Here is a 24,322-nt window from a genome sequence, read left to right as displayed (position 1 = left end):
TTATGACAGTATACAATATCAACCTTGGAATCGGTTGGGCCAGCAGTGGTGTTGAGTATGCCCAGGCCTACCGTGCCCAGTTGTTACGCAATATCCATCAACCAGCCAAGTTTGTCTTTATGGATATGATCCTAGCCGATAATATCCAGCATTTAACAGAAAATATCGGTTTTAAAAATGATGAAATCATCTGGCTCTATAGCCATTTTACAGATATAAAAATTGCGCCAACGACCTATACCATTGATCAGGTCTTAGCAGGTTTTGCCGGAAAACCGACTCGGGAAGAAGTCGACGGCAAGATCAAGCGCTTCTTTTATGAGGACCAGGACAATTTTTTGACCTGCTACTTGCGGTCTGAAAACAGTCCCTATGTCGAACGCTGCGAGTACGTGTCTAGAGGGATTTTAGTGAGAAAGGATTATTTCTCCTATACCCGCTATTGTACCGAGTACTTTATTCCTAAGAACAATCAAGCCAATTTGATTGAGCGCCGATTTTACAATGAAGACGGGACGGTTGCTTACAGCATGCAGATGGCAGATGGCCGCGAAATCTATCGTTTCCCAGATCGCTATCTAGTTGGTCGCCAAGAATTGATCCGCTACTTCATGCAGACTCTCCAATTGACCAAACAAGATCTGGTGATTTTGGATCGGGAAACCAATATTGGTCAGCCTATCTTTGAAGAAGCGCAAAAAGCCCGCCTGGGGGTGGTCGTCCATGCCGAGCACTTCAGTGCCAATAATGTCGATGATCAGTATATCCTGTGGAATAACTACTACGAGTACCAATTTACCAATGCAGACAAGGTGGACTTCTTTATTGTCGCGACTGACCGCCAAAAAGAAATCTTGGCGGAGCAGTTTGCTAAATACACCAACCATCAGCCAGCTATCTATACCATTCCAGTTGGGAGTCTTGCAAGCTTACCACAAAATGAAAATCGCACTCCATTTTCTATGATTACAGCCTCTCGTTTGGCGACAGAAAAGCATATTGACTGGTTGGTGCGAGCAGTGGTTCGCGCCAAAAAAGAATTGCCAAAACTGTCTTTTGACATCTATGGAAAAGGTGGAGAAGAAGGTAAGTTGCGTTCTCTAATTGATGAATTGGGGGCAGCAGACTATATCCATCTCAAAGGACATGCCAATCTTGAAGAGATTTATAAGAACTATGAAGTTTACCTGTCAGCATCGACCAGTGAAGGCTTTGGTTTGACTTTGATGGAGGCTATCGGTTCTGGTCTTCCGATTATCGGTTTTGATGTTCCTTATGGCAACCAAACCTTTGTCACAGAAGGTAAAAACGGCTATCTGATTCCACCATCAGCAGATCAAGTGGTCGACCAGATTGCTTCTGCCTTTGCGGAAAAAATGATCCAGCTATACAAAAAAGATGATCTAGCCAGCATGCGTCAAGCATCTTATGCGCGTGCAGAAGACTTTTTGACCAGCCGAGTAGAAGAAGCTTGGGCACAATTGATAGAAGAGGTGACACATGCTGAACGTGTTTGATAGTTATTCTCGTGAAAGCCAAGACTTGCTCCACTCCATGAAAGAGTCTGGCTTTGACCACCCGACCGTTGTTTTGGAGCCAAATGGTTTCTTACCAGACGGTGTCGAATCTCCCTTTATCTATTTCTTAGGACAAGCAAAAGGAGAGAAGCGCGGACGCTACTTTAATGAAGTTCCAGTGCCTGATTTCTGGGAAGTTTCTGGGGATAACAGTTCGGGAAAAGTGACCTACTATGGTCAGGAAAAGGCTCGGATTGTGTACCATGCTGCTTCCTATAAACGCATCGTCGAGCGCTTAGAGTGGTTAGATGATAAGGGGCAAGTGGTCATGGTTGAGCACTATGACCAATACGGTCGTAAGATTGCTGTAACGACTTGTGGCGATCAGGGACAGTATTTGGTGACTACTTATTTTGAAGGGGATATCGAGCGCTTGACAGAAAATCACCAAACAGGGGATTTGATCTTGACCTTGGATCATCAACCCATGCGGATTTTCAAGAATCGCATAGATTACTTTGTCTTTTATCTAGAGTATCGTGGTTTTGATCTAGATGGTTTGGTCTACAATACGCTGGCTACCTCCTTTAGCATTAGTCTCCAGCTGGGCAATAAAGGCATCAAAGGACGCGATGTCTTGGTGTGGCAAGAGCCTCTTCACGACAGCCTTCCGGGCAATATGCAGTTGATTCTAAAGAGCCCAGAAATCCGGACCAAGAAGATCTTGATTCCGCAAAACGCGACCTATCATCGTGCTTTGCAGTTGACCTCGCAAGACCAGCATAGCTATTTTGGTCCCCTTGGCTACCTGTATGATTTCAAGGTGAAAGACGATATCCGTAAAGACGCTTTTGTTTTGACCAATTCGGATCAGATCGAAGCCTTGACCTATCTAGTAGAGAACTTGCCAAATGTGACCTTCCGTGTAGCAGCTTTGACGGAGATGTCTGCGAGCCTCTTGTCTATGGTTCGCTATCCAAATGTGGTCTTGTACCAAAATATCAGCCAAGAGCGGATCAAAGAGTTGCTTAAGGTCTCTAGTATTTATCTGGATATCAACCACTATGCAGAGGTACAAGGCATTGTTCGCAAGGCCTTCGAACACCAGCAAGTCATCCTTGCCTTTAGCCATACCCTGCATGACCGCCACTTCCTCGCACAAGCCAATATCTTTGATCAAGGAAAAGAAGCAGATATGGTGGCCCGTATCCAGGAAATCTACCAATCTGTGGATAACTACAGAGAAGCCGTTGCGCAACAAATTGCCCAATCAAGTAGCGTTGAGCCAGCTGTTTTCAAAGCTCGCTTGCAAGAAGGGATAGGTGGACACAGTGAGTGATCGTAAGAAAGATTTATTTTACAAAGAAGTAGAAGGACGGATGGAGTCTCTCAAACGCCGTCCTGCCGAAAAAGAAAAGACGACACGTTCTGAAAAGATCAATGTCACTTTTAATGTAATCATTGGTTTGGTGATTCTGCTGGGAGTTATTTTTACCCTCTTCAGAGTGTTAGGAGGATCCTAAGATGGAAATGGTATTTGCAATCGGGATCGCGATCTTCTCCCTCGCTCTTGTGGTTCTGGTCACCCTGCAACCTCGCCAACAACAATCGCTTTCAACAGATGCGACCAGTAACCTAGGAAAGCCAAGTTACTGGCGTTCCCACCGTGGACTCAAGCTAGCGACCCTTGTTGTTAGCATCGTCTTTCTCGTATCCTTATTTCTTTATATGATGGTCGTACAGGCCTAGTCTTTAATAGAATGGATAAAAGAAGTTGGTATTCTCCAACTTCTTTTAGAATGTAATCCATCTGTTTCTTACATAGTGCAACCTAAATGATACTTAAAAAATTAAAGAGATATCTACAATTTGAAGAGGTTGGGACAAAAGTCCTAGCCTCTCAATTATTTTTGGATTGTCGATCAAGACGCAGTGGTTAAGTGGGCTCTACTACGCTGATTTCATCAGCTTTTACACCCCTACTCAACTGTGCGGAGGTGGGACGACGAAATCGAATTCTAACGAATTACCGATTTCTGTCCCACTCTCTTTTTTATCCTGCTTCCTTCTCTTTTATGGTATACTGAAAGCGACAACATGATTGGAGCTCCCGATGAAAAAGATCCCCTTAGTATTTTCAGGCTGTCTGTTAGGACTGGTTGGCGCTGGAAACCTTCTCGCAGACTCGCTACCCTTCCTTGCTCATGCCTTTAGTCTGACAGGTTTGTTCTTCTGGTTTTTCTTTGTCGTTTATCATGCAATTCGCTGGCAAGAAACCAAGATAGAACTCCAACAACCAGCCCTTTTATCTGGGATGGCGACCTTTCCCATGGCAGGGATGATTCTATCCACCTATCTTTTGCGCCTCTTTCCCGCCTTTGGAGGTCTATCACAGTTGGTCTGGTGGTCTGCCTTTCTCTTGGATCTGGGCTTAATTCTCTATTTTACCAAGACCCATGTCCTAGCGCGACCAAGAGCCAATGCCACTCCCAGTTGGACCGTTCTCTATGTGGGCATTGCAGTAGCAGCTTTGACTTATCCAGTTGTAGGAATCAGAGAGATTGCTTATCTCGCTTTAGTGATTGGTTTTGGTTTGACCTTTCTTCTTTATCCCCTTATCTACCATGATTTGAAGCAGTCCCCCTTACCCAGTCATCTGTTGGGGCAAGAAGGCATCTATTGTGCTCCCTTTTCCCTTCTTTTAGCAGCCCTGGTTCGTGTGGGTGGAGCAAGCCTTCCTGTCTGGTTCTTACTGATCATGGTGGTGGCCTCGCAAGGTTTTTATTTCTTTGTGTTGACGCGCCTACCGAAAATGATCAAAGAAGGTTTTCAACCTGCTTTTTCAGCCCTGACCTTTCCAACAGTCATCACAGCGACCTCTTTGAAGATGGCCCAAGGCTTGTTGCAACTACCTTTCTTGACAGCTCTCGTATGGCTGGAAACTCTTCTTTGTCTCTTGATTTTAGTCGCTGTCCTAGATGGTTATGTGGCCTATCTCAGAGAGTAGGAAGGCATCCTTTTTCATTGAAACCTTGTCACGATTATGGTAAGATGCACTATACGATTTGTCATACTTTATAGGAAAGGTATCTATGAAATTCATCAAAGGAAAGCTCTCACTGCTGTATCCCCTCTTTCTGCTCTTGTTTTATTTTTATGTTCGGCCTCAATTTCGCCCCTTGGCCCAATATGTCTCCAATAGTGTAGCAAGCGCCAATAGCTATTATTGGACCTTATTTGGCCTAGAAGGCCTCTATGCAGTCTTTACAGGATTTTTGGTCTATCGTTTTTCTAAAAAAGCGCAGTTTAAGCTGGGGAAGAACCCTCTTCAAGCTCTGATAGAAGCCGTTTTTGCGGCCTGTTTGGTTTACTGGTTGGACTACTTCATCAGTGGTTTTGTTCAAGGACGGGCAGCCGTTTTGAGTCTCTTTCCACGGGAAATTAGCCCAACAGGGGTGCTTATCCTAGTGATCGCAATGGTTATCATACGGCCGGTGACAGAAGAGCTGATCTTTCGCGGAGCCTTGGTGAATGCCTACTTCAAAGGCTGGAAACTCTATGCTGAGATTTGGCTTCCAGCCATCATCTACAGTGGCCTACATTTTCTCCACAATCCCTTTTCGCTAGGAGCTTCTATCATCTATCTCCTGCCGAGTGTGATTTTTGGGATCCTGTATTATCGGAGTAAGACGCTCCTTGCTCCTATTTTGGCTCATATCTTGCTCAATCTCTACTACACCTTGCCTTTACTTTTATCTGTATTCAAGTAACAACCGATTTCCTGAGTGAGATTGGTTTTTTTTGAAAATATGGTATAATAGAATAAATTTAATAGAGGGAGTTGAGGTTTGAAAAAAAGCTACCGCGTCAAACGTGACAAAGATTTTAATGCTATTTTTAAAAGTGGTCAAAATGTTGCCAATCGGAAATTCGTTGTTTACCGCTTGCGCAAAGACCAACCGCATTTTCGAGTCGGCCTGTCTGTTAGTAAGAAACTGGGAAATGCTGTGACCAGAAATCGCATCAAACGTTTGATTCGCCATGTTTTGATCAAACACCAAGCCTTCCTTACGACCGATGATTTTGTTGTCATTGCTCGTAAAGGAGTGGAGGAGCTCGACTTTCATCAAGTAGAGAAAAATCTTGTACATGTCTTAAAATTAGCGCATGTCTACCAAGAAAGGGAATAATGTGAAAAAGAAACTGAAGTTAACTGGATTATTAGGAGCAGCCTTATTGGTCTTGACAGCTTGTGGAACCTCTCAAGTGACAGCTCAGTCGACAGGTGGTTGGGAACGCTTCGTCTACTTCTTTGCAGAAGCCATCCGCTTCTTGTCCTTTGGCGGAAGTATCGGTGTAGGGATTATCGTCTTTACCATTGTCATACGGACGGTCCTCTTGCCTCTCTTCCAATATCAAATGAATTCAACCCGCAAAATGCAGGAAATTCAACCCCTCCTCAAGGAATTGCAAGCTAAGTATCCTGGGAAGGATCTTGATAGTCGGACCAAGCTTTCTGAAGAGATGCGGGCCCTTTACAAGGAAAAAGGCGTCAAAACGTCTTCAGCCTTCCTTCCTCTCTTGATCCAGATGCCGGTCTTGATGGCCTTGTTCCAAGCGTTGAGCCGTGTCGAATTCCTTAAAGTCGGTCACTTCCTTTGGTTGGACCTTGGCGCGATCGACCCGACCTATATCTTGCCGGTTCTTGCAGCACTCTTCACATTTTTCAGCAGTTGGTTGACCAATAAAGCCATGCCAGAGCGTAATGGTAGTGCGACAACCATGATGTATGTGATGCCTGTGATGATCTTCTTCTTTGCCTTGTTCTCAGCCAGCGGGGTCGCACTATACTGGGTGACTTCCAATGCTTACCAAGTCGGGCAAACCTATCTCTTGAACAACCCCTTCAAGATTATTGCAGAGCGTGAAGCAAAAGAACAAGCTTCGCGCGACATGGAAAAACAAAAACGCCGTGCCCTAAACAAAGCACAGAAAAAGAAAAAATAAGAAAGAGGTGGACATATGGTCCTATATACTGGAGCAACTGTTGAAGAAGCGATTCAAAAAGGTCTGAACGATTTAGATATTCCTCGTATGAAGGCACATATTACGGTTGTAGCGCGTGAAAAGAAAGGTTTTCTTGGCTTGTTTGGGAAAAAACCAGCCCAAGTAGAGATTGAGCCCATTGCAGAAACAACGGTTGTGAAAGCCAATCAAAAAGCTGTCAAAGGTGTCCCAGATGAGATCAATGCGCAAAACGAACCGGTGAAGACGGTGAGCGAAGCAACGGTCGATCTCGGACGCGTCGTTGCAGCGATCAAAAAGGTCGAAGAAGAAGGAGAAGTTGTCTCTGAAGAAATCAAGACCGAAATCCTGAAACATGACAAAGAAGCAGATACCGTTCTTGAAGAAAAAGGACATGAACATATCCTTGAAAAAGTTAAAGAACCAGCGACAAAAGAATCAAGCGAATCTGATTTCTCAAACCTTGGTATCGAGGTAGAGGAAAACTACAACATCGAAGAAGTCGTAGATGATGTGACAGCCTATGTTCAAACAGTGGTCGATGAAATGGATGTGGATGCAACCATCTCAAGCAGTCACAACCGCCGTACGGTCAATATGCAAATTGATACCAATGAACCGGGACGTGTCATTGGATACCACGGAAAAGTCTTGAAGGCTCTTCAACTTTTGGCGCAAAATTACCTCTATAACCGCTACTCAAAGAATTTTTACATTACCATTAATGTTAATGACTATGTAGAACACCGGGCGGAAGTTCTTCAAAGCTATGCTCAGAAGTTGGCAACGCGTGCCCTCGAAGATGGGCAAGCCCAACAGACAGATCCGATGTCAAACAGTGAACGCAAAATCATTCACCGTATTGTCTCTAAGATGGAAGGAGTCACTAGCTACTCTGAAGGGGAAGAACCAAACCGTTACGTAGTGGTAGACATCGAAGGATAATCAAGCTATTATTTCCCATAAGGGAGAGACGGGATTGAGCCGATCTCTCCTTTTTTAGATTTAGAAAGGAAGCAGATGGCATTTACAGCGATTCGAGAGTTTTTAAAGTTTCAAGGAATACACTACCAGGCCCCAGCAAAGGCAGGGGTGCTAGCCTCGGAGATGGAGCAGTATCGTGCCCTAGCTCAGGCGGCTCGTAAGGAATTCACTGATGTAGTCTCAGCCTTTCAGAAGCGTCACCCCTATTTGGAGCAAGATCGGACTAGCCAATGGATGAACCAGGCTCAGGTCTTGCGGCCTCATTTTTGGGCCTATCTAAAAGGAGAAGGGACGATGGCAGAGCCCATGTTTGCCTTGAGACTTTATGGGGATGCAGTTGATTTTGGAGTTTCCTTAGAGGTGAGCTTTATCGAGCGAAAAAAAGATGACAAGAGCCTTCAAAAACAACACAAGGTTCTCACCCTACCCATCACTCAGCCAGTTTATTATTTCGCCCAGAAAAATGGAGAGAGTCAAAGGGTAGAAGGAACAGAAAAAAATCGCCATGATCTGTTACAAGCAGTAGCAGAAGGGGCGGTTCGTAAGGTCCTCGTCAAATACGATGTTTCTCTAGTCGAGGATGGTTCTCCTGAGGATATCCTGGATCAGCTGCAAGAGGCGCTGGTGGCTCTGGAACCTTATTACTTGGCAACCCGTCAGGTGTAGAAAGGTTTTCTCCGACCTGTATTTGCAACAATTTTGCCATAGCTATTGACAAATAGAGTCGAATCCGATAGAATAGTAAAGTATGTTTAGTAACTGATCACAACTAGCCGGCTAAACGAATACAAAATCTATGAGGAGGTATTCATCGTGAAACGTACTTATCAACCAAGTAAACTTCGTCGTGCGCGCAAACATGGTTTCCGTCACCGTATGGCAACTAAAAATGGTCGTCGCGTATTGGCAGCTCGTCGTCGTAAAGGACGCAAAGTTTTGGCTGCGTAATTCAGATAAAAACCTAAAAACCAGTAGAAACTCGAGACTACTGGTTTTTGTTTTGTCCGAAAGTGAATTTAGAGGCGCTTTCTGCTATAATAGAAAGAAGAAAAACTCGGAAGAAAAGGAAGATCATGCAGATTTTTGATACCCACACCCATCTCAATGTGGAAGAATTCGCAGGAAAAGAACAAGAAGAGCTCGACTTGGCCAAGGAAATGGGTGTTGTAGCCCACAATATCGTTGGTTTTGACAAACCGACGATTGAGCGTGCCATGGAGTTGGCAGACCAGCATCCAGAACTCTATCTCACGCTTGGTTGGCACCCCACTGAGGCAGGCGATTATACTCCTGAAGTGGAGGCCTATTTACTTGAACAGCTAAAACATCCCAAAGTTGTCGCACTCGGAGAAATCGGTCTGGATTACCACTGGATGACGGCACCAAAAGATGTCCAAGAAAAGGTTTTTCGTCGTCAGATTCAATTGTCTAAGGACTTGGACCTCCCCTTTGTGGTGCATACACGCGATGCTTTAGAAGATACTTATGGCATCATCAAGAGTGAAGGAGTTGGTCCTCGCGGTGGGATCATGCATTCTTTCTCAGGAAGTTTAGAAGAAGCGAAACGCTTCATGGATTTGGGAATGATGATTTCCTTTTCTGGAGTGGTGACCTTTAAGAAAGCCACAGATGTCCAAGAAGCGGCAGCTGGCCTTCCGTTAGACAAGATCTTGGTTGAAACAGATGCTCCTTACCTGGCACCAGTTCCCAAACGTGGTCGGGAAAATAAAACAGCCTACACTCGTTATGTGGTAGATTTTATTGCAGGACTACGTGGCTTAACAACAGAAGAAGTGGCTCAGGCAACCTACGACAATGCAAGAAAGGTATTTGGCCTTGACTGAGAAAAGAAAAATACCAGAAGTAATTGTCGTGGAGGGCAAGGACGACACAGCCAATCTCCGTCGTTTTTATGAGGTGGATACCTATGAAACCCGAGGCTCTGCGATCGATCAAGATGATTTGGAACGAATTGCTACCTTGCAAGAGTTGCGTGGGGTCATTGTCTTTACCGATCCAGACTATAATGGCGAGCGCATTCGCAAGATCATTATGCAAGAGGTGCCCCAAGCCAAACATGCCTTTTTAAATCGTGGTGAAGCAGTCCCCAAATCCAAGACCAAGGGGCGTTCTCTTGGAGTGGAGCATGCGAACTTTGAAGATTTAGAAAAAGCCCTAGCTGGACTGGTCGGGTCTTACGAAGATGAAAATTTCTTTGATATCACAAAGACCGACTTGATGCGGCTTGGACTGTTGATGGGAAGCGATAGTCGCAAACGACGGGAATATCTAGGCGAAGCCTTGCGCATTGGCTACTGCAATGGTAAGCAATTGATCAAACGCTTGGAGTTGTTTGGAATTAGTTTGGCTGAGGTTGAAGCTACCATGAAAAGTTATGAGAATTGAGAAACTCCCCCAAAAGCAAGGGGAAGATGACGCAATAGAAGTAAGTATATACGGTTTAATCAGGCTTGGTTGCAAGCATTAGAAAAGTGACTCCATAGGATTTGTTATGAGTGTAGATAATGAGGATAATTTATGGGAATCTTCGATTTTTTAAAAAAGACAGAAACAACTGAAGCAACAAACAAAACAGTAGAGTCAATTGACAAAACATGCTTGGGAGTTCTAGAACTATTTCCGATAAAGGAGACGAATGAGTTATTGATTATTGGGAGCTTAGAGGGCGGACTCAAGGTTGGGGATTGTCTGCAATTTTGCAATCCCGATCAAGGTATGGACGCTCTTGGTTCTGTAGTCGTGAAAAAACTCATTAATCAAAATAAGGATGTAGATGTTCTCACGGATGAATCTCTAGCTCATTTGGTCATCGATATGGAAACTTCCTTGGTTAATCTTAAAAAGGGAAGTGTTCTCTATAGTTATGGTGTCGATGAGGAACAACGGCTATCAAGCTATACAGATGCTCTTTATAACGCGTTTGTAATTGTCCAAAAAGGTCAAATGTCCAATGAAGACTATCAAGCCGCTAGTCTTGATGATAGCATAGAAATATTGCGCCTCTTTTTATGGGAGTGCCGTCAAAATCAGAAAACTGAAAGTGAAGAAAGCTATCAAGCTAACACTCGAAAGCTAGAACGCCTAGCAGAAATCGTCAAGGACAAGTTGTTAGCAGCAGATTCGATTTACGCGGTCTTTTCAGAAAAAACGGGGGAAGCGTATCTTTTCTCAACGACCTATGATAAAGGTGAAGAGGGCTATCTCTGTTCAGACCCGATGATCATGCTATATACGCCGCGTTGGTATCACCAATTTAAGGAAACCATTGATCGTCGACCAAATTCAGTTGTGAAACTGATTGAAAATACAGCAGATAAAAAAGGAATTGAGAATTTTCTTGGGACAGCCTTTTACTTAAATGGAGCTTTGGGAGCAGCCTTTAATACCAAGGAAGTCAGCATTAGTGCTTCTGTTTTGGTTCAGAAACCAGATTTTTCGAACCTACCAGAGATACAAGTTCCTGTTATGAATCCTGATATTGTAAGATGGATGCTGTTGATGGGGCAGATGGATAAGCCTACAACAGATGACGAAGAAGTAATATATAAGCTCTATTATAAATTCTTCTCAGCAGCCATGCCAAAAGCCAAACTCCTCATTCCTTTAAATGCTACTTCGGGATTCCCCGATAAGAGTCAGGGAGCCAACTCCTTTGTATTGAAAGAAGACGCTAAGTTCAGCATCCCAGTCAGAGAAGGAAAAGATGGGCGCAATTCTGTGCCAGTATTTACTGATTGGAAACGTCTGCGAATGGTCTTTGATGAAAAGTGGAATGGCATGATTGAAGAAGCTGGTGGCATGATTGAAGGCTTTGACTATGCCATAAATCCAACGGAGTATTATGAAGCGGGTGCCTATGTTAGCCTAACAGCTTTTAAGGAAATGCAAAAGTTTAGTGAGGAACTAGAAGGCAGAGATAAAGATTAGAGAGTTTCTTTCATTGGGAAACTATATAGTTTTATCTACATCTTACCTGAACCACTACCCTTTTTCAAAGATTTTGAAAGGAAATGGAATGGCGAATAGAAGTTATATTTACTTAAAAAACGGAGATGAAGCTCGTATCTTAACAGAGGGAATTTACACGATACCTTATTTTTGGCAATTGTTTTGGGATGAAGAAGATTTAAAAGCTCCTATTGCTCTCTGGGAAACAGCAGAAGAACTTGAAGAAGATGAAGAACAAGCAGAAAGATTTTACCAAGAGCAGAATGTAGATATCTTGCTTCCTATTGAAAAATTCCAGCAAAACGCCCTCCAAAATCGGTCTTTTTTAGAAGAAAATGCTTCTCAGACCTTACAATTATATGATGCCTTTGTTCGTTATATTCTTGCAAACGTAAAAGATGGTGATGTGCTCGGATTTGATGTCTTAGATGTTGTTTTTATGGACCAAGTGTCTGTTGTTTCTGATAAACTGTTAAAAAATATACGAGCTATTCGGGAAAATCAACCCAAAGATTTAGATTTTTCTTTGACAGAAAAGAACTTAATTGGTCTTGCTATGGGCTTTCCTGATTATTATGCTTCAGAATTATTGCCAGAAGACAATATTCTAGATTCGGTTGCCTATCAGGATGAACTGAAGAAAATGAACCCCCAAGAAGATAAGAAAGCGATCGATATGACTGGAGCCGATTCACAAGGGAACAAGTCTCGTGTTCTTTTAGTGTTTTGGATTTTGTTGGCACTAGGAATTATGTGGGTTTTATATATTGTTTTTAGCTAATAAATAGAAAAGAGAAAAAATGAGAATTGCAGATTATAGCGTGACCAAGGCAGTGCTGGAGCGTCACGGTTTTACCTTTAAAAAATCCTTCGGACAAAACTTTCTGACCGATACCAACATCCTTCAAAAAATTGTGGACACTGCTGAGATTGATAAGCAGGTCAATGTCATCGAAATCGGTCCCGGAATTGGAGCTCTCACTGAGTTTTTGGCAGAAAATGCTGCAGAAGTGATGGCCTTTGAGATTGATGACCGCTTAGTTCCCATCTTAGCGGATACCTTGCGTGATTTTGATAATGTGACGGTTGTCAACCAAGACATCCTCAAGGTGGATCTCAACCAGTACATCGCAGAGTTTAAAAATCCAGAGCTTCCAATTAAGGTAGTAGCCAACCTTCCATACTACATCACGACTCCCATCCTCATGCACTTGATTGAGTCTAAAATTCCTTTCCAAGAATTTGTGGTCATGATGCAAAAAGAGGTCGCCGACCGTATTTCAGCTGAGCCCAACACCAAGGCTTATGGGTCTTTGTCTATTGCAGTCCAATACTATATGACAGCTAAGGTGGCCTTTATCGTACCACGCACCGTCTTTGTGCCAGCGCCAAATGTCGACTCTGCCATCCTCAAGATGGTGCGTCGCGAAGAACCAGCAGTGGCCGTCAAGGATGAAGATTTCTTCTTCTCTGTCAGCAAGGCTAGCTTTGTCCACCGCCGCAAAACGCTTTGGAACAACTTGACTAGTCGCTTTGGCAAGACCGAAGAAATCAAAGCCAAACTAGAAGTAGGGATTGAAGCTGCAGGCCTGCAACCATCTGTGCGAGGAGAAGCTCTTAGCTTAGAAGATTTCGCCCGCTTAGCAGATGGTCTTCTAGAAGCAGGAATAAAATAACAGAAAAGCCATAGGTTATAACCTATGGCTTATTTGCATCGTAAGGAAAGGACGGGATTTGAACCCGCGCGTGAAGAAAATCCACTTGCCGGATTTCGAGTCCGGTGCCGTACCAAGCTGGGCCACCTTTCCAAGATGCGGAGAAAGGGATTTGAACCCTCACGCCCGAAGGGGCACATGCGCCTGAAGCATGCGTGTCTGCCGTTCCACCACCTCCGCATAGTTCTATTATACACTTTTTAGGAAAATTGCCAAGGAAAAAAAGGAAACACGTCAAAGTCCCTAACATGAAAACCATAGACAGTATGAGATTACAACCTGTTACAGGAAGTGCTTGTAGATTTTCTTATCAAGCAATCCAGCCTTATTTCTCATTTTTTGGTATAATAGGAGTATTAATCTCAAAGGAGTGCGATTTGCAAGGAACCATCGTCAAGGCCTTGGCTGGCTTCTACTATGTGGAGTCAGACGGCCATATTTACCAGACACGGGCTCGTGGAAATTTTAGGAAAAAAGGACAGACTCCTTATGTGGGGGATCAGGTAGAGTTCTCTGCTGAAGAGAATTCGGAAGGCTACATTTTGAGTATTGCCCCTCGAAAAAATAGCCTCGTGCGCCCTCCGATTGTCAATATTGATCAGGCAGTAGTCATCATGTCGGCTAAGGAGCCGGATTTTAATGCCAATCTCTTGGATCGTTTTCTGGTCCTTCTAGAACACAAGGGGATTCATCCCATTGTGTATATTTCCAAATTGGACTTGCTAGAAGATCTGGAGTTTATCCATTACTACCAAGGAATCTATCAGGCTATTGGCTATGATTTTGTCTTGTCGATTGAGGAACTTTTGCCCCTTTTAACCCATAAAACTACCGTCTTTATGGGACAGACCGGTGTAGGAAAATCGACCTTGCTCAATAAAATCGCTCCGGATCTAGAGCTTGAAACGGGTGAGATTTCAGATAGTCTGGGGCGCGGTCGACACACGACCCGAGCTGTCAGCTTTTACCATTTAAATGGAGGAAAGATCGCAGATACGCCTGGCTTCTCCTCCCTCGATTATGAAGTGACAACCAGTGAAGACTTAAATCAAGCCTTCCCAGAGATCGCCGATGTGAGCCACTCTTGTAAATTTCGTACCTGTACCCATACGCATGAGCCCGCTTGTGCGGTGAAACCAGCCGTTGAAAGAGAGGAAATTGCGCCTTTCCGTTATGAGGATTACTTGCAATTTCTAAGTGAGATTGAAAACCGTCGCGAAACCTATAAAAAAGTTTCGAAAAAAATGCCAAAATAGGAGACACTACAACGATGAAAACAATGAAAATTGCACCCTCAATTTTGAGTGCCGATTATGCTAATTTTGAAAGTGAATTGAAACGCTTAGAAGCAGCTGGAGCTGACTATGCCCATATCGATGTCATGGATGGCCATTTTGTGCCCAATATCAGCTTTGGAGCTGGTGTCGTAGAGAGCATGCGTCCGCATAGCAAGTTGGTCTTTGATTGCCACTTGATGGTCACCAATCCCGAACACCATATCGAAGAATTTGCCCGTGCAGGTGCTGACATCATCAGCATCCATGTGGAAGCTACTCCTCATATCCACGGAGCTCTTCAAAAAATTCGTCAAGCGGGTGTGAAGGCTAGTGTCGTGATCAACCCAGGGACTCCTGTAGACAGTATCAAACATGTCTTGAACTTGGTGGATCAAGTCTTGGTTATGACCGTTAATCCAGGATTCGGTGGCCAAGCCTTCTTGCCTGAAACCATGGACAAGGTGCGCGAATTAGTCGCTCTTCGTGAAGAAAAAGGTTTAGACTTTGATATCGAAGTGGATGGTGGAATTGATGCTCAAAGTATTTCCCAAGCAAAAGAAGCCGGGGCCAATGTCTTTGTAGCGGGCTCTTATGTCTTTAATGGGGAGGTCAATGAGCGCGTTCAAACGCTCCGAGATGCTGTAAATGGGTAACATCGCAATACTGGCAGGAGGTGACAGCACGCTCTTGCCAAAAGATCAAGAGCTTTACGTAGGTGTCGACGGTGGCTGTTTGAAGTTACTGGAACAAGGCCTGCCTTTAGATATAGCTGTGGGGGATTTCGATTCTGTCTCTGAGACTGATTTGCATCAGATCCGAACCCAAGCCAAGCAGGTTGTTCAGTCCGTTCCTGAAAAGAATGATACGGATTTGGAATTGGCCTTGAAAGCGGTCTTTGAGGCCTATCCAGATGCTGTTGTCACTGTTTACGGTGCCTTTGGTGGTCGCTTGGATCACTTTTTGTCCAATATCTTTTTGCCGACCGATCCAGACCTAGCTCCCTACATGGAGCAGATCCAATTAGTCGATGGTCAAAATCGCTTGATCTACAGACCAGCTGGTTGCCATGAGATTCAGCCAGATCCAGCCATGTCTTATGTTGGCTTTATGCCTGTCGGACAAGGCCACCTAGAGATTACAGGAGCCAAGTATCCGCTCCATCAGGAGAATTATTTTTTGAAGGCCATGTATGGCTCCAATGAATTTTTGGATCAACCGATTCAAGTGAGTCTTGACCGTGGCTATCTTGTCATTGTTTATAGTAAAGACAGAGGTTAATATGAATATCATTCTGCTTCTGATTGGCCTGCTCAATCTGGGCCTCCTCATCTATCTCTTGCAACGGTCAGATGATACAAGACCGGCTTTAAGAGAGTTGCTGGAAGACCATGAGGATCATTTGACAGACCAGTTGGACTATCGTTTTGAAAAAGAAAGACAAGCAAGCCAGATTGCCAATCAGCAGTTAGAGATCGCTCTGACAGATCGTTTAACCGAGATGCGAGTGGAGATCCACCAGCAGACGACGGCTCTGCGCGCTGAGATGAACGAGCACTTTACTAAAAATCGGGACAAAACAGATGAGCGCATGCGCCAGATCCAAGAGTCCAATGAAGTGCGGCTAGAACAGATGCGCCAAACGGTAGAAGAAAAATTGGAGAAAACCTTGCAGCACCGCTTACAGACCTCCTTTGAGACGGTTTCAAAACAATTGGAGTCGGTCAACAAAGGGCTAGGAGAAATGCAGACGGTGGCGCGGGATGTCGGAACCCTTAATAAAGTTCTCTCCAATACCAAGACCCGTGGGATTATGGGCGAATTGCAGCTGGGTCAAATCATTGAAGATATCTTGACACCAGCCCAGTATGAGCGAGAATTTATCACTGTACCCCAGTCCAGTGAGCGCGTAGAGTACGCTATCAAGCTTCCGGGACAAGGAGAGGAACCAGTCTATTTACCAATTGACTCTAAGTTCCCTCTGGAAGACTACTATCGTCTGGAAGAAGCTTATGAATCAGGAGAGAAAGAGGAGATCGAGCGTTACCGCAAGGCCCTTCTTGCTAGTATCAAGCGTTTTGCCAAAGATATCCAACAAAAATACCTCTTTCCACCAGCGACAACGAATTTTGGAATTCTCTTTTTGCCAACCGAAGGCCTTTATTCGGAAGTCGTTCGCAATCCAGAATTCTTCGATCGCTTGCGTCGGGAAGAACAAATTTTAGTAGCTGGTCCAAGCACGCTATCTGCCCTTTTGAACTCCTTGTCTGTTGGCTTTAAAACGCTCAACATCCAAAAGAGTGCAGATGACATTAGTAAGGTGTTGGGATCGGTCAAATCAGAATTCCATAAGTTTGGAGGGATTCTCGCCAAGACCCAGCGTCATTTAAAGAATGCTTCCAATAATATTGATGATTTGCTAACCAGACGGACCAGTGCCATCGAGCGGACGCTCCGCCAAATCGAAAGCGATGAAGACCTGCTGGAACTAGATGTATATATAGAAGATGGAGAAGATGATGGTCAAAATTAACCAAATGAAAAAAGATGAATTGTTCGAAGGATTCTATTTGATCAAGTCAGCAGAAGTGCGTCAAACGCGGGCCGGGAAAAACTACCTCGCCTTTGTCTTCCAGGATGAGACCGGTACAATCGAAGGTAAACTATGGGATGCCCAACCTCACAATGTAGAGAGCTTTACAGCTGGGCGCGTGGTCCATATGGCTGGTCGTCGGGAGGTCTACAATAATACTCCGCAAGTTAATCAATTGAATATGCGCTTGCCACAAGCAGGAGAGCCCAACAATCCAGCAGACTTCAAGGAAAAACCACCAGTAGATCCCAAGGAATTGCATGAATACCTGTCAAACATGATTTTCAAAATTGAAAATCCAGTTTGGCAACGGATTGTCCGTGCCCTCTATGGAAAATATGAGAAAGAGTTTTATAGCTATCCAGCTGCTAAGACCAACCACCATGCCTTTGAAGCAGGCCTTGCTTATCATACGGCGACCATGGTCCGCTTGGCAGATAGTATCGGTGATATCTATCCTCAGTTGAATAAGAGTTTGCTCTTTGCAGGGATTATGTTACACGATTTGGCCAAAGTGATCGAGTTGACGGGACCTGAAAATACGGAGTACACTGTTCGAGGCAATCTCATTGGTCACATTGCGCTGATCGATGAAGAAATCACCAAAGTCTTGCAAGACTTGAAGATTGATGACCAAAAAGAAGAAGTGATTGTCCTTCGCCATGTGATCTTGAGTCACCATGGCTTGCTCGAATACGGTAGCCCTGTTCGCCCCAAGATCATGGAAGCAGAGATTATTCATATGATCGATAATTTGGATGCAGAAATGATGATGATGACGACAGCTCTTGGCTTAATTGGACCTGGCGAGATGACCAATAAAATCTTCGCTATGGAAAACCGATCTTTCTATAAACCGAATATCGATCAGTAAAAATAGAGATAAATACGGAAACTATTCCAAAAAAAAGAAAAAAATTAGGGAAAAACGGCCTTCTGTAAATCAGAATGTTCGTTTTTTTCGCTTCTTATGGTATAATGGTAGAAAAAAACTACATGGTGAGAAAATGAAATTAAGAAGAAGTGAACGGATGGTCGTAATTTCTAATTACTTGATCAATCATCCTTATGAATTAACGAGTCTCAATACTTTTGCGGAAAAGTACGAGTCGGCTAAATCCTCTATCTCAGAAGATATCGTGATTATCAAACGGGCTTTTGAAGAGATGGAGATCGGAAATATTGAAACCATTACAGGAGCTGGAGGAGGAGTTGTCTTTACACCGTCTATCTCCGATGAGGAATCTAAAGAAATCGTTGAAGATTTATGTAAACAGCTGTCTGAAAGTGATCGTATTCTTCCAGGTGGCTACATTTATTTATCCGATCTATTGAGCAATCCAAAGATTTTAAATAGCATCGGTCGCATCATTGCCAAAGCCTTCCGTAATAAGAAGATCGATGCTGTTATGACTGTTGCGACTAAAGGGGTTCCCCTAGCCAATGCAGTTGCAAATGTCTTGAATGTTCCATTTGTTATTGTTCGTCGTGACTTGAAAATCACAGAAGGATCAACCGTCAGTGTCAACTATGTATCAGGTTCCAGTGGAGATCGTATTGAAAAAATGTTCCTTTCAAAACGTAGCCTAAAAGCAGGAAGTCGGGTCTTGATTGTTGATGACTTCCTAAAAGGTGGTGGAACGATTAACGGAATGGTCAGCCTCTTGTCTGAATTTGATTCTGAATTAGCAGGAGTTGCAGTCTTTGCAGATAATGCTTCAACCGACCGTGAATTCTTTGAGCACAAATCCTTATTGCGCGTGACCAACATCGATGTAAAAGAAAACAAATTGAGTGTCGAAGTTGGGAATATCTTTGATTAAGAGCAACAAAGGAGGATCAAAAAGTGAAAAGAATTTTAGATCGATTTGATAATAGTCCTTTGTGGATTCGCTTGGTGACAGTTCTGTCTCTATCCTTTATTTTGGTAGCTGGTTTGTATACCGTTAAAAAGAATACGGCTGCCCAGGTAACGACAGAAATTCAACCTGCTAAAAAAACAGGTTCCCTTCCAGTGAAAAAGGAAACAAAGGAAGAAAAAGAAAAGAAGGAAGAAAAGAAAAATACAGAAGCTGCTGAAAAAGCAGTCGTTCAAATGGAAACAACTCCAAGTCAAGATTCTGTGAACGCTGCCCAAGCTGCTGTGAAGAAAGTCAAAGATGCGACTCAAAAGCAATCGCTTGAGGCCCGTATCCAATACATCGCTAACTATTATGGACTGACCTATGAGAGTGACACAGCGGCAACGCAGCAGACTCAAACAGACGCTAATGCCAACGCTGGAGTAGCTGAAGCCAATGCGACAGTTCAACCACAACAGCAACAACAGTATGCTCCGGCTGCAGATGCAGGGGCAGAAGTACCTGCTGAACCTGGTCAATAATGAACTTTTTCGACTTCTTTAAAAAATAAAAAAACATCTTGCAATCAAAGTGCCGTCATGTTATAATAATAGACGGTACTTTTTACTTTTGGTCTCTCAAGAGTGTACAGGGACGTGCTGACAAATGTTGCAAAAGTACACACAGATGGTAGCTGTCACCAAGTGTACCATCACCAAAAATAAAAAATTTCACAGGAGAATGTAGATGCCTACAATTAACCAATTGGTTCGCAAACCGCGTAAATCAAAAGTAGAAAAATCTAAATCACCAGCTTTGAACGTTGGTTACAACAGTCATAAAAAAGTTCAAACAAACGTTTCTTCACCACAAAAACGTGGTGTTGCAACTCGTGTTGGAACAATGACACCTAAAAAACCTAACTCTGCCCTTCGTAAATTTGCCCGTGTACGTTTGAGCAACTTGATCGAAGTAACTGCTTATATCCCAGGTATCGGACACAACTTGCAAGAACACAGCGTGGTTCTTCTTCGTGGTGGACGTGTAAAAGACCTTCCAGGGGTACGTTACCATATCGTCCGTGGAGCACTTGATACTGCAGGTGTAAACGATCGTAAACAAGGCCGTTCTAAATACGGTACTAAAAAACCAAAAGCATAAGGAAAGGGGATAAAGAAAAATGAGTCGTAAAAACCGTGCGCCTAAACGCGATGTATTGCCAGATCCGCTTTACAATTCACAATTAGTTACTCGTCTTATCAACCGCGTTATGCTTGATGGTAAACGTGGTACAGCTGCTTCAATCGTTTACGGAGCTTTCGAACAAATTAAAGAAGCTACTGGAAACGATGCTCTTGAAGTATTCGAAACAGCTATGGAAAACATCATGCCTGTACTTGAAGTACGTGCTCGCCGTGTCGGTGGTTCTAACTACCAAGTCCCAGTTGAAGTTCGTCCAGAACGTCGTACAACACTTGGACTTCGTTGGTTGGTAACAATCGCTCGTCAACGTGGTGAACACACAATGGTTGATCGTCTTGCAAAAGAAATCTTGGATGCAGCGAACAACACTGGTGCAGCTGTTAAGAAACGTGAAGATACTCACCGTATGGCTGAAGCTAACCGTGCATTCGCACACTTCCGCTGGTAAGATCATGATGCTAGGAACGGCAAGGATGCAAAGTGAAAATAGGAAACTGACGCAGTATTCGATGAATACAAGGAAGTTTATCTTTTTCACACAGCATCCCGTTCCGGCTCAAATCGGCTAACTAACTTTAGCCCGAGTTCAATTAAGCTTCGTCAGCTCTTGAACCCAATTCAACTCTTCTTACAAGTTGGAACCAAAACTTAGCATGAAAACACTGAGAACGGGTAGGTCCTGCCTATCCGTTTTTATTAAATCATGTTATAATAGAATATAGAAATAAAAAATATAGGAGAAACAAACCTCATGGCACGCGAATTTTCACTTGAAAAAACTCGTAATATCGGTATCATGGCTCACGTCGATGCTGGTAAAACAACTACAACTGAGCGTATCCTTTACTACACTGGTAAGATTCACAAAATCGGTGAAACTCACGAAGGTGCGTCACAAATGGACTGGATGGAGCAAGAACAAGAACGTGGTATCACTATCACATCTGCCGCTACAACAGCTCAATGGAAAGACACTCGTGTAAACATCATCGACACACCAGGACACGTGGACTTCACGATCGAAGTTCAACGTTCACTCCGCGTTTTGGACGGTGCTGTAACCGTTCTTGACTCACAATCAGGTGTTGAACCTCAAACTGAAACAGTTTGGCGTCAAGCAACTGAATACGGAGTTCCTCGTATCGTATTCGCTAACAAGATGGATAAAATCGGTGCTGACTTCCTTTACTCAGTAAGCACACTTCATGACCGTCTTCAAGCAAACGCTCATCCAATTCAATTGCCAATCGGTGCTGAAGATGACTTCCGCGGAATCATTGACTTGATCAAGATGAAAGCTGAAATCTATACTAACGACCTTGGTACAGATATCCTTGAAGAAGATATTCCAGCTGAATACCTTGAACAAGCTCAAGAATACCGTGAAAAATTGGTTGAAGCAGTTGCTGAAACTGATGAAGACTTGATGATGAAATACCTTGAAGGGGAAGAAATCACTAACGAAGAATTGAAAGCTGGTATCCGTAAAGCTACAATCAACGTTGAATTCTACCCAGTACTTTGTGGTTCTGCCTTCAAGAACAAAGGGGTTCAATTGATGTTGGATGCAGTCCTTGACTACCTTCCAAGCCCACTTGATATCCCTGCAATCAAGGGTGTAAACCCAGATACAGACGAAGAAGAAGAACGTCCAGCATCTGATGAAGAGCCATTTGCAGCTCTTGCCTTCAAGATCATGACTGACCCATTCGTAGGTCGTTTGACATTCTTCCGTGTTTACTCAGGTGTCTTGAACTCAGGTTCATACGTATTGAACACTTCTAAAGGTAAACGTGAACGTATCGGACGTATCCTTCAAATGCACGCCAACACTCGTAAAGAAATCGAAACAGTTTACTCTGGAGATATCGCTGCTGCCGTTGGTTTGAAAGATACAACAACTGGTGACTCATTGACAGATGAAAAAGCAAAAATCATCCTTGAATCAATCGAAGTTCCAGAACCAGTTATCCAATTGATGGTTGAGCCTAAATCTAAAGCAGACCAAGACAAGATGGGTATCGCCCTTCAAAAATTGGCTGAAGAAGATCCAACATTCCGCGTTGAAACAAACCCTGAAACTGGTGAAACAGTTATCTCTGGTATGGGTGAGTTGCACTTGGATGTCCTTGTTGACCGTATGAAACGTGAATTCAAGGTTGAAGCTAACGTTGGTGCCCCTCAAGTATCTTACCGTGAAACATTCCGCGCTTCTACACAAGCACGTGGATTCTTCAAACGTCAATCTGGTGGTAAAGGTCAGTTTGGTGATGTTTGGATCGAATTCACTCCAAACGAAGAAGGTAAAGGATTCGAGTTCGAAAATGCGATCGTCGGTGGTGTGGTTCCACGTGAATTCATCCCTGCAGTAGAAAAAGGACTTCAAGAATCTATGGCGAACGGTGTTCTTGCTGGTTACCCAATGGTTGACGTGAAAGCTAAGCTTTACGATGGTTCATACCACGATGTCGACTCATCTGAAACTGCCTTCAAGATCGCTGCATCTCTTGCACTTAAAGAAGCTGCTAAGACTGCACAACCAGCTATCCTTGAACCAATGATGCTTGTAACCATCACAGTTCCTGAAGAAAACCTTGGGGATGTTATGGGTCACGTAACTGCTCGTCGTGGACGTGTAGATGGTATGGAAGCACACGGTGCAAGCCAAATCGTTCGTGCTTATGTGCCACTTGCTGAAATGTTCGGTTACGCTACTGTCCTTCGTTCTGCAACTCAAGGACGTGGTACCTTCATGATGGTATTTGACCACTACGAAGATGTACCAAAATCAGTACAAGAAGAAATCATTAAAAAAGCTAAAGGTGAAGCTTAATTTACCAATGCTTAAAAACTCTTCCCACTTTGGGAAGAGTTTTTCTTCGTTCCAAAAGTGAGTACAAGTAAAATAGCGCTTTTCCGATCGATCAAGACTTTGTGAAAAACTTTAATAAAAGAGGCAGTGATCTATGATAAATCTTGCTTTTCGTTGGGAAATAGTTGCTTTTTAATGCAATAAAGTATATAATAGAGACTGTTAAAAGATGTTTGGCGCTGTGTCAAGTTACTCTTTTCACAAAAAATTTTTTTGATTTTCATAAGGAGGAAATCACGAATGGTAGTTAAAGTTGGTATTAACGGTTTCGGTCGTATCGGACGTCTTGCTTTCCGTCGTATCCAAAACGTAGAAGGTGTTGAAGTTACACGCATCAACGACCTTACAGATCCAGTTATGCTTGCACACTTGTTGAAATACGATACAACTCAAGGTCGTTTCGACGGTACTGTGGAAGTTAAAGAAGGTGGATTCGAAGTTAACGGTAAATTCGTTAAAGTTTCTGCTGAACGCGATCCAGAACAAATCGACTGGGCTAACGACGGTGTAGAAATCGTTCTTGAAGCAACTGGTTTCTTTGCTACTAAAGCAGCTGCTGAAAAACACTTGCATGCTGGTGGTGCTAAGAAAGTTGTTATCACTGCTCCTGGTGGATCAGATGTTAAAACAGTCGTATTTAACACTAACCACGATATTCTTGATGGTACTGAAACAGTTATCTCAGGTGCTTCATGTACTACAAACTGCTTGGCTCCAATGGCTAAAGCTCTTCAAGATAACTTCGGTGTTGTTGAAGGATTGATGACTACTATCCACGCTTACACTGGTGACCAAATGATCCTTGACGGTCCACACCGTAAAGGTGACCTTCGTCGTGCACGCGCTGGTGCTGCTAACATCGTTCCTAACTCAACTGGTGCTGCTAAAGCAATCGGTTTGGTTATCCCTGAATTGAACGGTAAATTGGACGGAGCTGCACAACGTGTTCCTGTTCCAACTGGATCAGTTACTGAATTGGTAGTTGTTCTTGACAAGAACGTTACTGTTGATGAAGTGAACGCAGCTATGAAAGCAGCTTCAAACGAATCATACGGTTACACTGAAGATCCAATCGTTTCTTCAGACGTTGTAGGTATGTCTTACGGATCATTGTTTGACGCAACTCAAACTAAAGTTATTGACGTTGACGGTAAACAATTGGTTAAAGTTGTTTCATGGTATGACAACGAAATGTCTTACACTGCACAACTTGTTCGTACTCTTGAATACTTCGCAAAAATTGCTAAATAATTCATGCGTATGATGAGAGGAGGGAAACCTCCTCTTTTTTTGTACTTTTTTTAGGGCTTTCTCATCATATTATAGGAA

Annotated in this window: 28 protein-coding genes and 2 tRNA genes; 28 read left to right on the top strand and 2 right to left on the bottom strand. The window is 43.4% G+C overall.

Going from position 1 to position 24,322, the window contains the following annotated elements; all coding sequences use genetic code 11:
- Window positions 1-2 precede the first annotated feature (2 nt).
- The 17 genes from gtfA to rsmA all read left to right on the top strand — a co-directional run bounded on the left by gtfA (window position 3) and on the right by rsmA (window position 13,171).
- Window positions 3-1,517 (top strand): accessory Sec system glycosyltransferase GtfA, encoded by a 1,515-nt coding sequence (gene gtfA, locus ACESR9_RS06210; RefSeq protein WP_373106062.1) that lies wholly within the window; start codon window positions 3-5, stop codon window positions 1,515-1,517.
- Window positions 1,501-2,856 carry an accessory Sec system glycosylation chaperone GtfB gene (gene gtfB / locus ACESR9_RS06205; protein WP_049491728.1) on the top strand — a complete coding sequence of 452 codons (1,356 nt, stop codon included), beginning with the start codon at window positions 1,501-1,503 and terminating at the stop codon, window positions 2,854-2,856. The genes gtfA and gtfB overlap by 17 nt, the downstream gene beginning before the upstream one ends.
- Window positions 2,849-3,040, top strand: coding sequence for an accessory Sec system protein Asp4 (gene asp4 / locus ACESR9_RS06200; RefSeq protein ID WP_003003066.1), 192 nt, complete (start codon window positions 2,849-2,851; stop codon window positions 3,038-3,040). Before gtfB ends, asp4 begins: the two co-directional genes overlap by 8 nt.
- A 1-nt stretch (window position 3,041) precedes the next feature.
- A complete protein-coding gene (gene asp5 / locus ACESR9_RS06195; protein ID WP_049491726.1) occupies window positions 3,042-3,266 on the top strand; it encodes an accessory Sec system protein Asp5 in 225 nt (74 codons plus the stop codon).
- Between the two features lie 172 nt (window positions 3,267-3,438).
- Window positions 3,439-3,618, top strand: a complete 180-nt coding sequence (locus tag ACESR9_RS06190) for a hypothetical protein (protein WP_373106101.1) — start codon at window positions 3,439-3,441, stop codon at window positions 3,616-3,618.
- A gap of 12 nt (window positions 3,619-3,630) precedes the next feature.
- Window positions 3,631-4,524, top strand: coding sequence for a TDT family transporter (locus ACESR9_RS06185; RefSeq protein ID WP_049491724.1), 894 nt, complete (start codon window positions 3,631-3,633; stop codon window positions 4,522-4,524).
- Between the two features lie 85 nt (window positions 4,525-4,609).
- Window positions 4,610-5,287, top strand: a complete 678-nt coding sequence (locus ACESR9_RS06180; protein WP_223141560.1) for a CPBP family intramembrane glutamic endopeptidase — start codon at window positions 4,610-4,612, stop codon at window positions 5,285-5,287.
- Between the two features lie 78 nt (window positions 5,288-5,365).
- The gene (gene rnpA / locus ACESR9_RS06175) at window positions 5,366-5,707 is read left to right on the top strand and encodes a ribonuclease P protein component (protein WP_003002960.1); all 342 of its coding nucleotides are present in this window, start codon (window positions 5,366-5,368) and stop codon (window positions 5,705-5,707) included.
- 1 nt (window position 5,708) lies between these two features.
- A complete protein-coding gene (locus ACESR9_RS06170) occupies window positions 5,709-6,524 on the top strand; it encodes a YidC/Oxa1 family membrane protein insertase (protein WP_003015944.1) in 816 nt (271 codons plus the stop codon).
- A gap of 15 nt (window positions 6,525-6,539) precedes the next feature.
- Complete coding sequence (gene jag, locus ACESR9_RS06165) at window positions 6,540-7,487, top strand: RNA-binding cell elongation regulator Jag/EloR (protein WP_021153989.1); 948 nt, start codon at window positions 6,540-6,542, stop codon at window positions 7,485-7,487.
- Between the two features lie 75 nt (window positions 7,488-7,562).
- A complete protein-coding gene (locus ACESR9_RS06160; protein ID WP_373106057.1) occupies window positions 7,563-8,192 on the top strand; it encodes an HI_0552 family protein in 630 nt (209 codons plus the stop codon).
- A 147-nt stretch (window positions 8,193-8,339) separates the two neighbouring features.
- Entirely contained in the window at window positions 8,340-8,474 is a 135-nt protein-coding gene (rpmH, locus tag ACESR9_RS06155) for a 50S ribosomal protein L34 (RefSeq protein ID WP_003003086.1), read from the top strand.
- A 125-nt stretch (window positions 8,475-8,599) separates the two neighbouring features.
- Window positions 8,600-9,370 carry a TatD family hydrolase gene (locus ACESR9_RS06150; protein WP_373106054.1) on the top strand — a complete coding sequence of 257 codons (771 nt, stop codon included), beginning with the start codon at window positions 8,600-8,602 and terminating at the stop codon, window positions 9,368-9,370.
- A complete protein-coding gene (gene rnmV / locus ACESR9_RS06145; protein ID WP_373106051.1) occupies window positions 9,342-9,932 on the top strand; it encodes a ribonuclease M5 in 591 nt (196 codons plus the stop codon). Before ACESR9_RS06150 ends, rnmV begins: the two co-directional genes overlap by 29 nt.
- A 132-nt stretch (window positions 9,933-10,064) precedes the next feature.
- Window positions 10,065-11,474, top strand: coding sequence for an SseB family protein (locus tag ACESR9_RS06140; RefSeq protein WP_049471810.1), 1,410 nt, complete (start codon window positions 10,065-10,067; stop codon window positions 11,472-11,474).
- A gap of 88 nt (window positions 11,475-11,562) precedes the next feature.
- Window positions 11,563-12,276 carry a hypothetical protein gene (locus tag ACESR9_RS06135; RefSeq protein WP_049471809.1) on the top strand — a complete coding sequence of 238 codons (714 nt, stop codon included), beginning with the start codon at window positions 11,563-11,565 and terminating at the stop codon, window positions 12,274-12,276.
- Between the two features lie 19 nt (window positions 12,277-12,295).
- Window positions 12,296-13,171, top strand: a complete 876-nt coding sequence (rsmA, locus tag ACESR9_RS06130) for a 16S rRNA (adenine(1518)-N(6)/adenine(1519)-N(6))-dimethyltransferase RsmA (RefSeq protein WP_021153984.1) — start codon at window positions 12,296-12,298, stop codon at window positions 13,169-13,171.
- 43 nt (window positions 13,172-13,214) lie between these two features.
- Here rsmA and ACESR9_RS06125 read toward each other — a convergent pair.
- Window positions 13,215-13,303, bottom strand: a tRNA-Ser gene (locus ACESR9_RS06125).
- A gap of 4 nt (window positions 13,304-13,307) precedes the next feature.
- Window positions 13,308-13,390: transfer RNA gene (locus tag ACESR9_RS06120), tRNA-Leu, on the bottom strand.
- Window positions 13,391-13,587: 197 nt separating this feature from the next.
- Here ACESR9_RS06120 and rsgA point away from each other — a divergent pair.
- The 11 genes from rsgA to gap all read left to right on the top strand — a co-directional run bounded on the left by rsgA (window position 13,588) and on the right by gap (window position 24,244).
- Window positions 13,588-14,466: a ribosome small subunit-dependent GTPase A gene (gene rsgA / locus ACESR9_RS06115; protein ID WP_373106046.1), complete on the top strand. Its 879-nt coding sequence runs from the start codon at window positions 13,588-13,590 to the stop codon at window positions 14,464-14,466.
- A gap of 14 nt (window positions 14,467-14,480) precedes the next feature.
- Window positions 14,481-15,140 carry a ribulose-phosphate 3-epimerase gene (gene rpe, locus ACESR9_RS06110; protein WP_023919231.1) on the top strand — a complete coding sequence of 220 codons (660 nt, stop codon included), beginning with the start codon at window positions 14,481-14,483 and terminating at the stop codon, window positions 15,138-15,140.
- Window positions 15,133-15,765: a thiamine diphosphokinase gene (locus ACESR9_RS06105; RefSeq protein WP_023919229.1), complete on the top strand. Its 633-nt coding sequence runs from the start codon at window positions 15,133-15,135 to the stop codon at window positions 15,763-15,765. The genes rpe and ACESR9_RS06105 overlap by 8 nt, the downstream gene beginning before the upstream one ends.
- Window position 15,766: 1 nt before the next feature.
- Window positions 15,767-17,017: a DNA recombination protein RmuC gene (locus ACESR9_RS06100; RefSeq protein ID WP_373106042.1), complete on the top strand. Its 1,251-nt coding sequence runs from the start codon at window positions 15,767-15,769 to the stop codon at window positions 17,015-17,017.
- The gene (locus ACESR9_RS06095) at window positions 17,004-17,951 is read left to right on the top strand and encodes a 3'-5' exoribonuclease YhaM family protein (protein WP_373106039.1); all 948 of its coding nucleotides are present in this window, start codon (window positions 17,004-17,006) and stop codon (window positions 17,949-17,951) included. The genes ACESR9_RS06100 and ACESR9_RS06095 overlap by 14 nt, the downstream gene beginning before the upstream one ends.
- A gap of 133 nt (window positions 17,952-18,084) precedes the next feature.
- Complete coding sequence (purR, locus tag ACESR9_RS06090; RefSeq protein WP_373106036.1) at window positions 18,085-18,900, top strand: pur operon repressor; 816 nt, start codon at window positions 18,085-18,087, stop codon at window positions 18,898-18,900.
- Window positions 18,901-18,923: 23 nt separating this feature from the next.
- Window positions 18,924-19,460 (top strand): hypothetical protein, encoded by a 537-nt coding sequence (locus tag ACESR9_RS06085; protein WP_373106034.1) that lies wholly within the window; start codon window positions 18,924-18,926, stop codon window positions 19,458-19,460.
- A gap of 205 nt (window positions 19,461-19,665) precedes the next feature.
- Entirely contained in the window at window positions 19,666-20,079 is a 414-nt protein-coding gene (rpsL, locus tag ACESR9_RS06080) for a 30S ribosomal protein S12 (RefSeq protein ID WP_003003125.1), read from the top strand.
- A 19-nt stretch (window positions 20,080-20,098) separates the two neighbouring features.
- Window positions 20,099-20,569, top strand: coding sequence for a 30S ribosomal protein S7 (gene rpsG, locus ACESR9_RS06075; RefSeq protein WP_003003105.1), 471 nt, complete (start codon window positions 20,099-20,101; stop codon window positions 20,567-20,569).
- 303 nt (window positions 20,570-20,872) lie between these two features.
- Window positions 20,873-22,954 carry an elongation factor G gene (gene fusA / locus ACESR9_RS06070; RefSeq protein ID WP_003003071.1) on the top strand — a complete coding sequence of 694 codons (2,082 nt, stop codon included), beginning with the start codon at window positions 20,873-20,875 and terminating at the stop codon, window positions 22,952-22,954.
- A 279-nt stretch (window positions 22,955-23,233) separates the two neighbouring features.
- Window positions 23,234-24,244, top strand: a complete 1,011-nt coding sequence (gene gap / locus ACESR9_RS06065) for a type I glyceraldehyde-3-phosphate dehydrogenase (protein WP_003003093.1) — start codon at window positions 23,234-23,236, stop codon at window positions 24,242-24,244.
- Window positions 24,245-24,322 lie beyond the last annotated feature (78 nt).

This window comes from Streptococcus parasanguinis (assembly GCF_964238605.1).
In the GTDB taxonomy this organism is placed as follows: Bacteria; Bacillota; Bacilli; order Lactobacillales; family Streptococcaceae; genus Streptococcus; species Streptococcus parasanguinis_AJ.
This window is presented reverse-complemented; position numbering and strand designations above follow the sequence as displayed.

Coding starts and splice junctions, on each gene's coding strand:
- fusA (WP_003003071.1), top strand. CDS start 20,873: ATGGCACGCGAATTTTCACTTGAAAAAACTCGTAATATCGGTATCATG.
- ACESR9_RS06180 (WP_223141560.1), top strand. CDS start 4,610: ATGAAATTCATCAAAGGAAAGCTCTCACTGCTGTATCCCCTCTTTCTG.
- ACESR9_RS06160 (WP_373106057.1), top strand. CDS start 7,563: ATGGCATTTACAGCGATTCGAGAGTTTTTAAAGTTTCAAGGAATACAC.
- ACESR9_RS06105 (WP_023919229.1), top strand. CDS start 15,133: ATGGGTAACATCGCAATACTGGCAGGAGGTGACAGCACGCTCTTGCCA.
- ACESR9_RS06185 (WP_049491724.1), top strand. CDS start 3,631: ATGAAAAAGATCCCCTTAGTATTTTCAGGCTGTCTGTTAGGACTGGTT.
- gtfB (WP_049491728.1), top strand. CDS start 1,501: ATGCTGAACGTGTTTGATAGTTATTCTCGTGAAAGCCAAGACTTGCTC.
- jag (WP_021153989.1), top strand. CDS start 6,540: ATGGTCCTATATACTGGAGCAACTGTTGAAGAAGCGATTCAAAAAGGT.
- rpe (WP_023919231.1), top strand. CDS start 14,481: ATGAAAACAATGAAAATTGCACCCTCAATTTTGAGTGCCGATTATGCT.
- purR (WP_373106036.1), top strand. CDS start 18,085: ATGAAATTAAGAAGAAGTGAACGGATGGTCGTAATTTCTAATTACTTG.
- ACESR9_RS06135 (WP_049471809.1), top strand. CDS start 11,563: ATGGCGAATAGAAGTTATATTTACTTAAAAAACGGAGATGAAGCTCGT.
- rpsG (WP_003003105.1), top strand. CDS start 20,099: ATGAGTCGTAAAAACCGTGCGCCTAAACGCGATGTATTGCCAGATCCG.
- ACESR9_RS06095 (WP_373106039.1), top strand. CDS start 17,004: ATGGTCAAAATTAACCAAATGAAAAAAGATGAATTGTTCGAAGGATTC.
- gap (WP_003003093.1), top strand. CDS start 23,234: ATGGTAGTTAAAGTTGGTATTAACGGTTTCGGTCGTATCGGACGTCTT.
- asp5 (WP_049491726.1), top strand. CDS start 3,042: ATGGAAATGGTATTTGCAATCGGGATCGCGATCTTCTCCCTCGCTCTT.
- ACESR9_RS06140 (WP_049471810.1), top strand. CDS start 10,065: ATGGGAATCTTCGATTTTTTAAAAAAGACAGAAACAACTGAAGCAACA.
- gtfA (WP_373106062.1), top strand. CDS start 3: ATGACAGTATACAATATCAACCTTGGAATCGGTTGGGCCAGCAGTGGT.
- ACESR9_RS06150 (WP_373106054.1), top strand. CDS start 8,600: ATGCAGATTTTTGATACCCACACCCATCTCAATGTGGAAGAATTCGCA.
- rsmA (WP_021153984.1), top strand. CDS start 12,296: ATGAGAATTGCAGATTATAGCGTGACCAAGGCAGTGCTGGAGCGTCAC.
- rpsL (WP_003003125.1), top strand. CDS start 19,666: ATGCCTACAATTAACCAATTGGTTCGCAAACCGCGTAAATCAAAAGTA.
- ACESR9_RS06100 (WP_373106042.1), top strand. CDS start 15,767: ATGAATATCATTCTGCTTCTGATTGGCCTGCTCAATCTGGGCCTCCTC.
- rnmV (WP_373106051.1), top strand. CDS start 9,342: ATGCAAGAAAGGTATTTGGCCTTGACTGAGAAAAGAAAAATACCAGAA.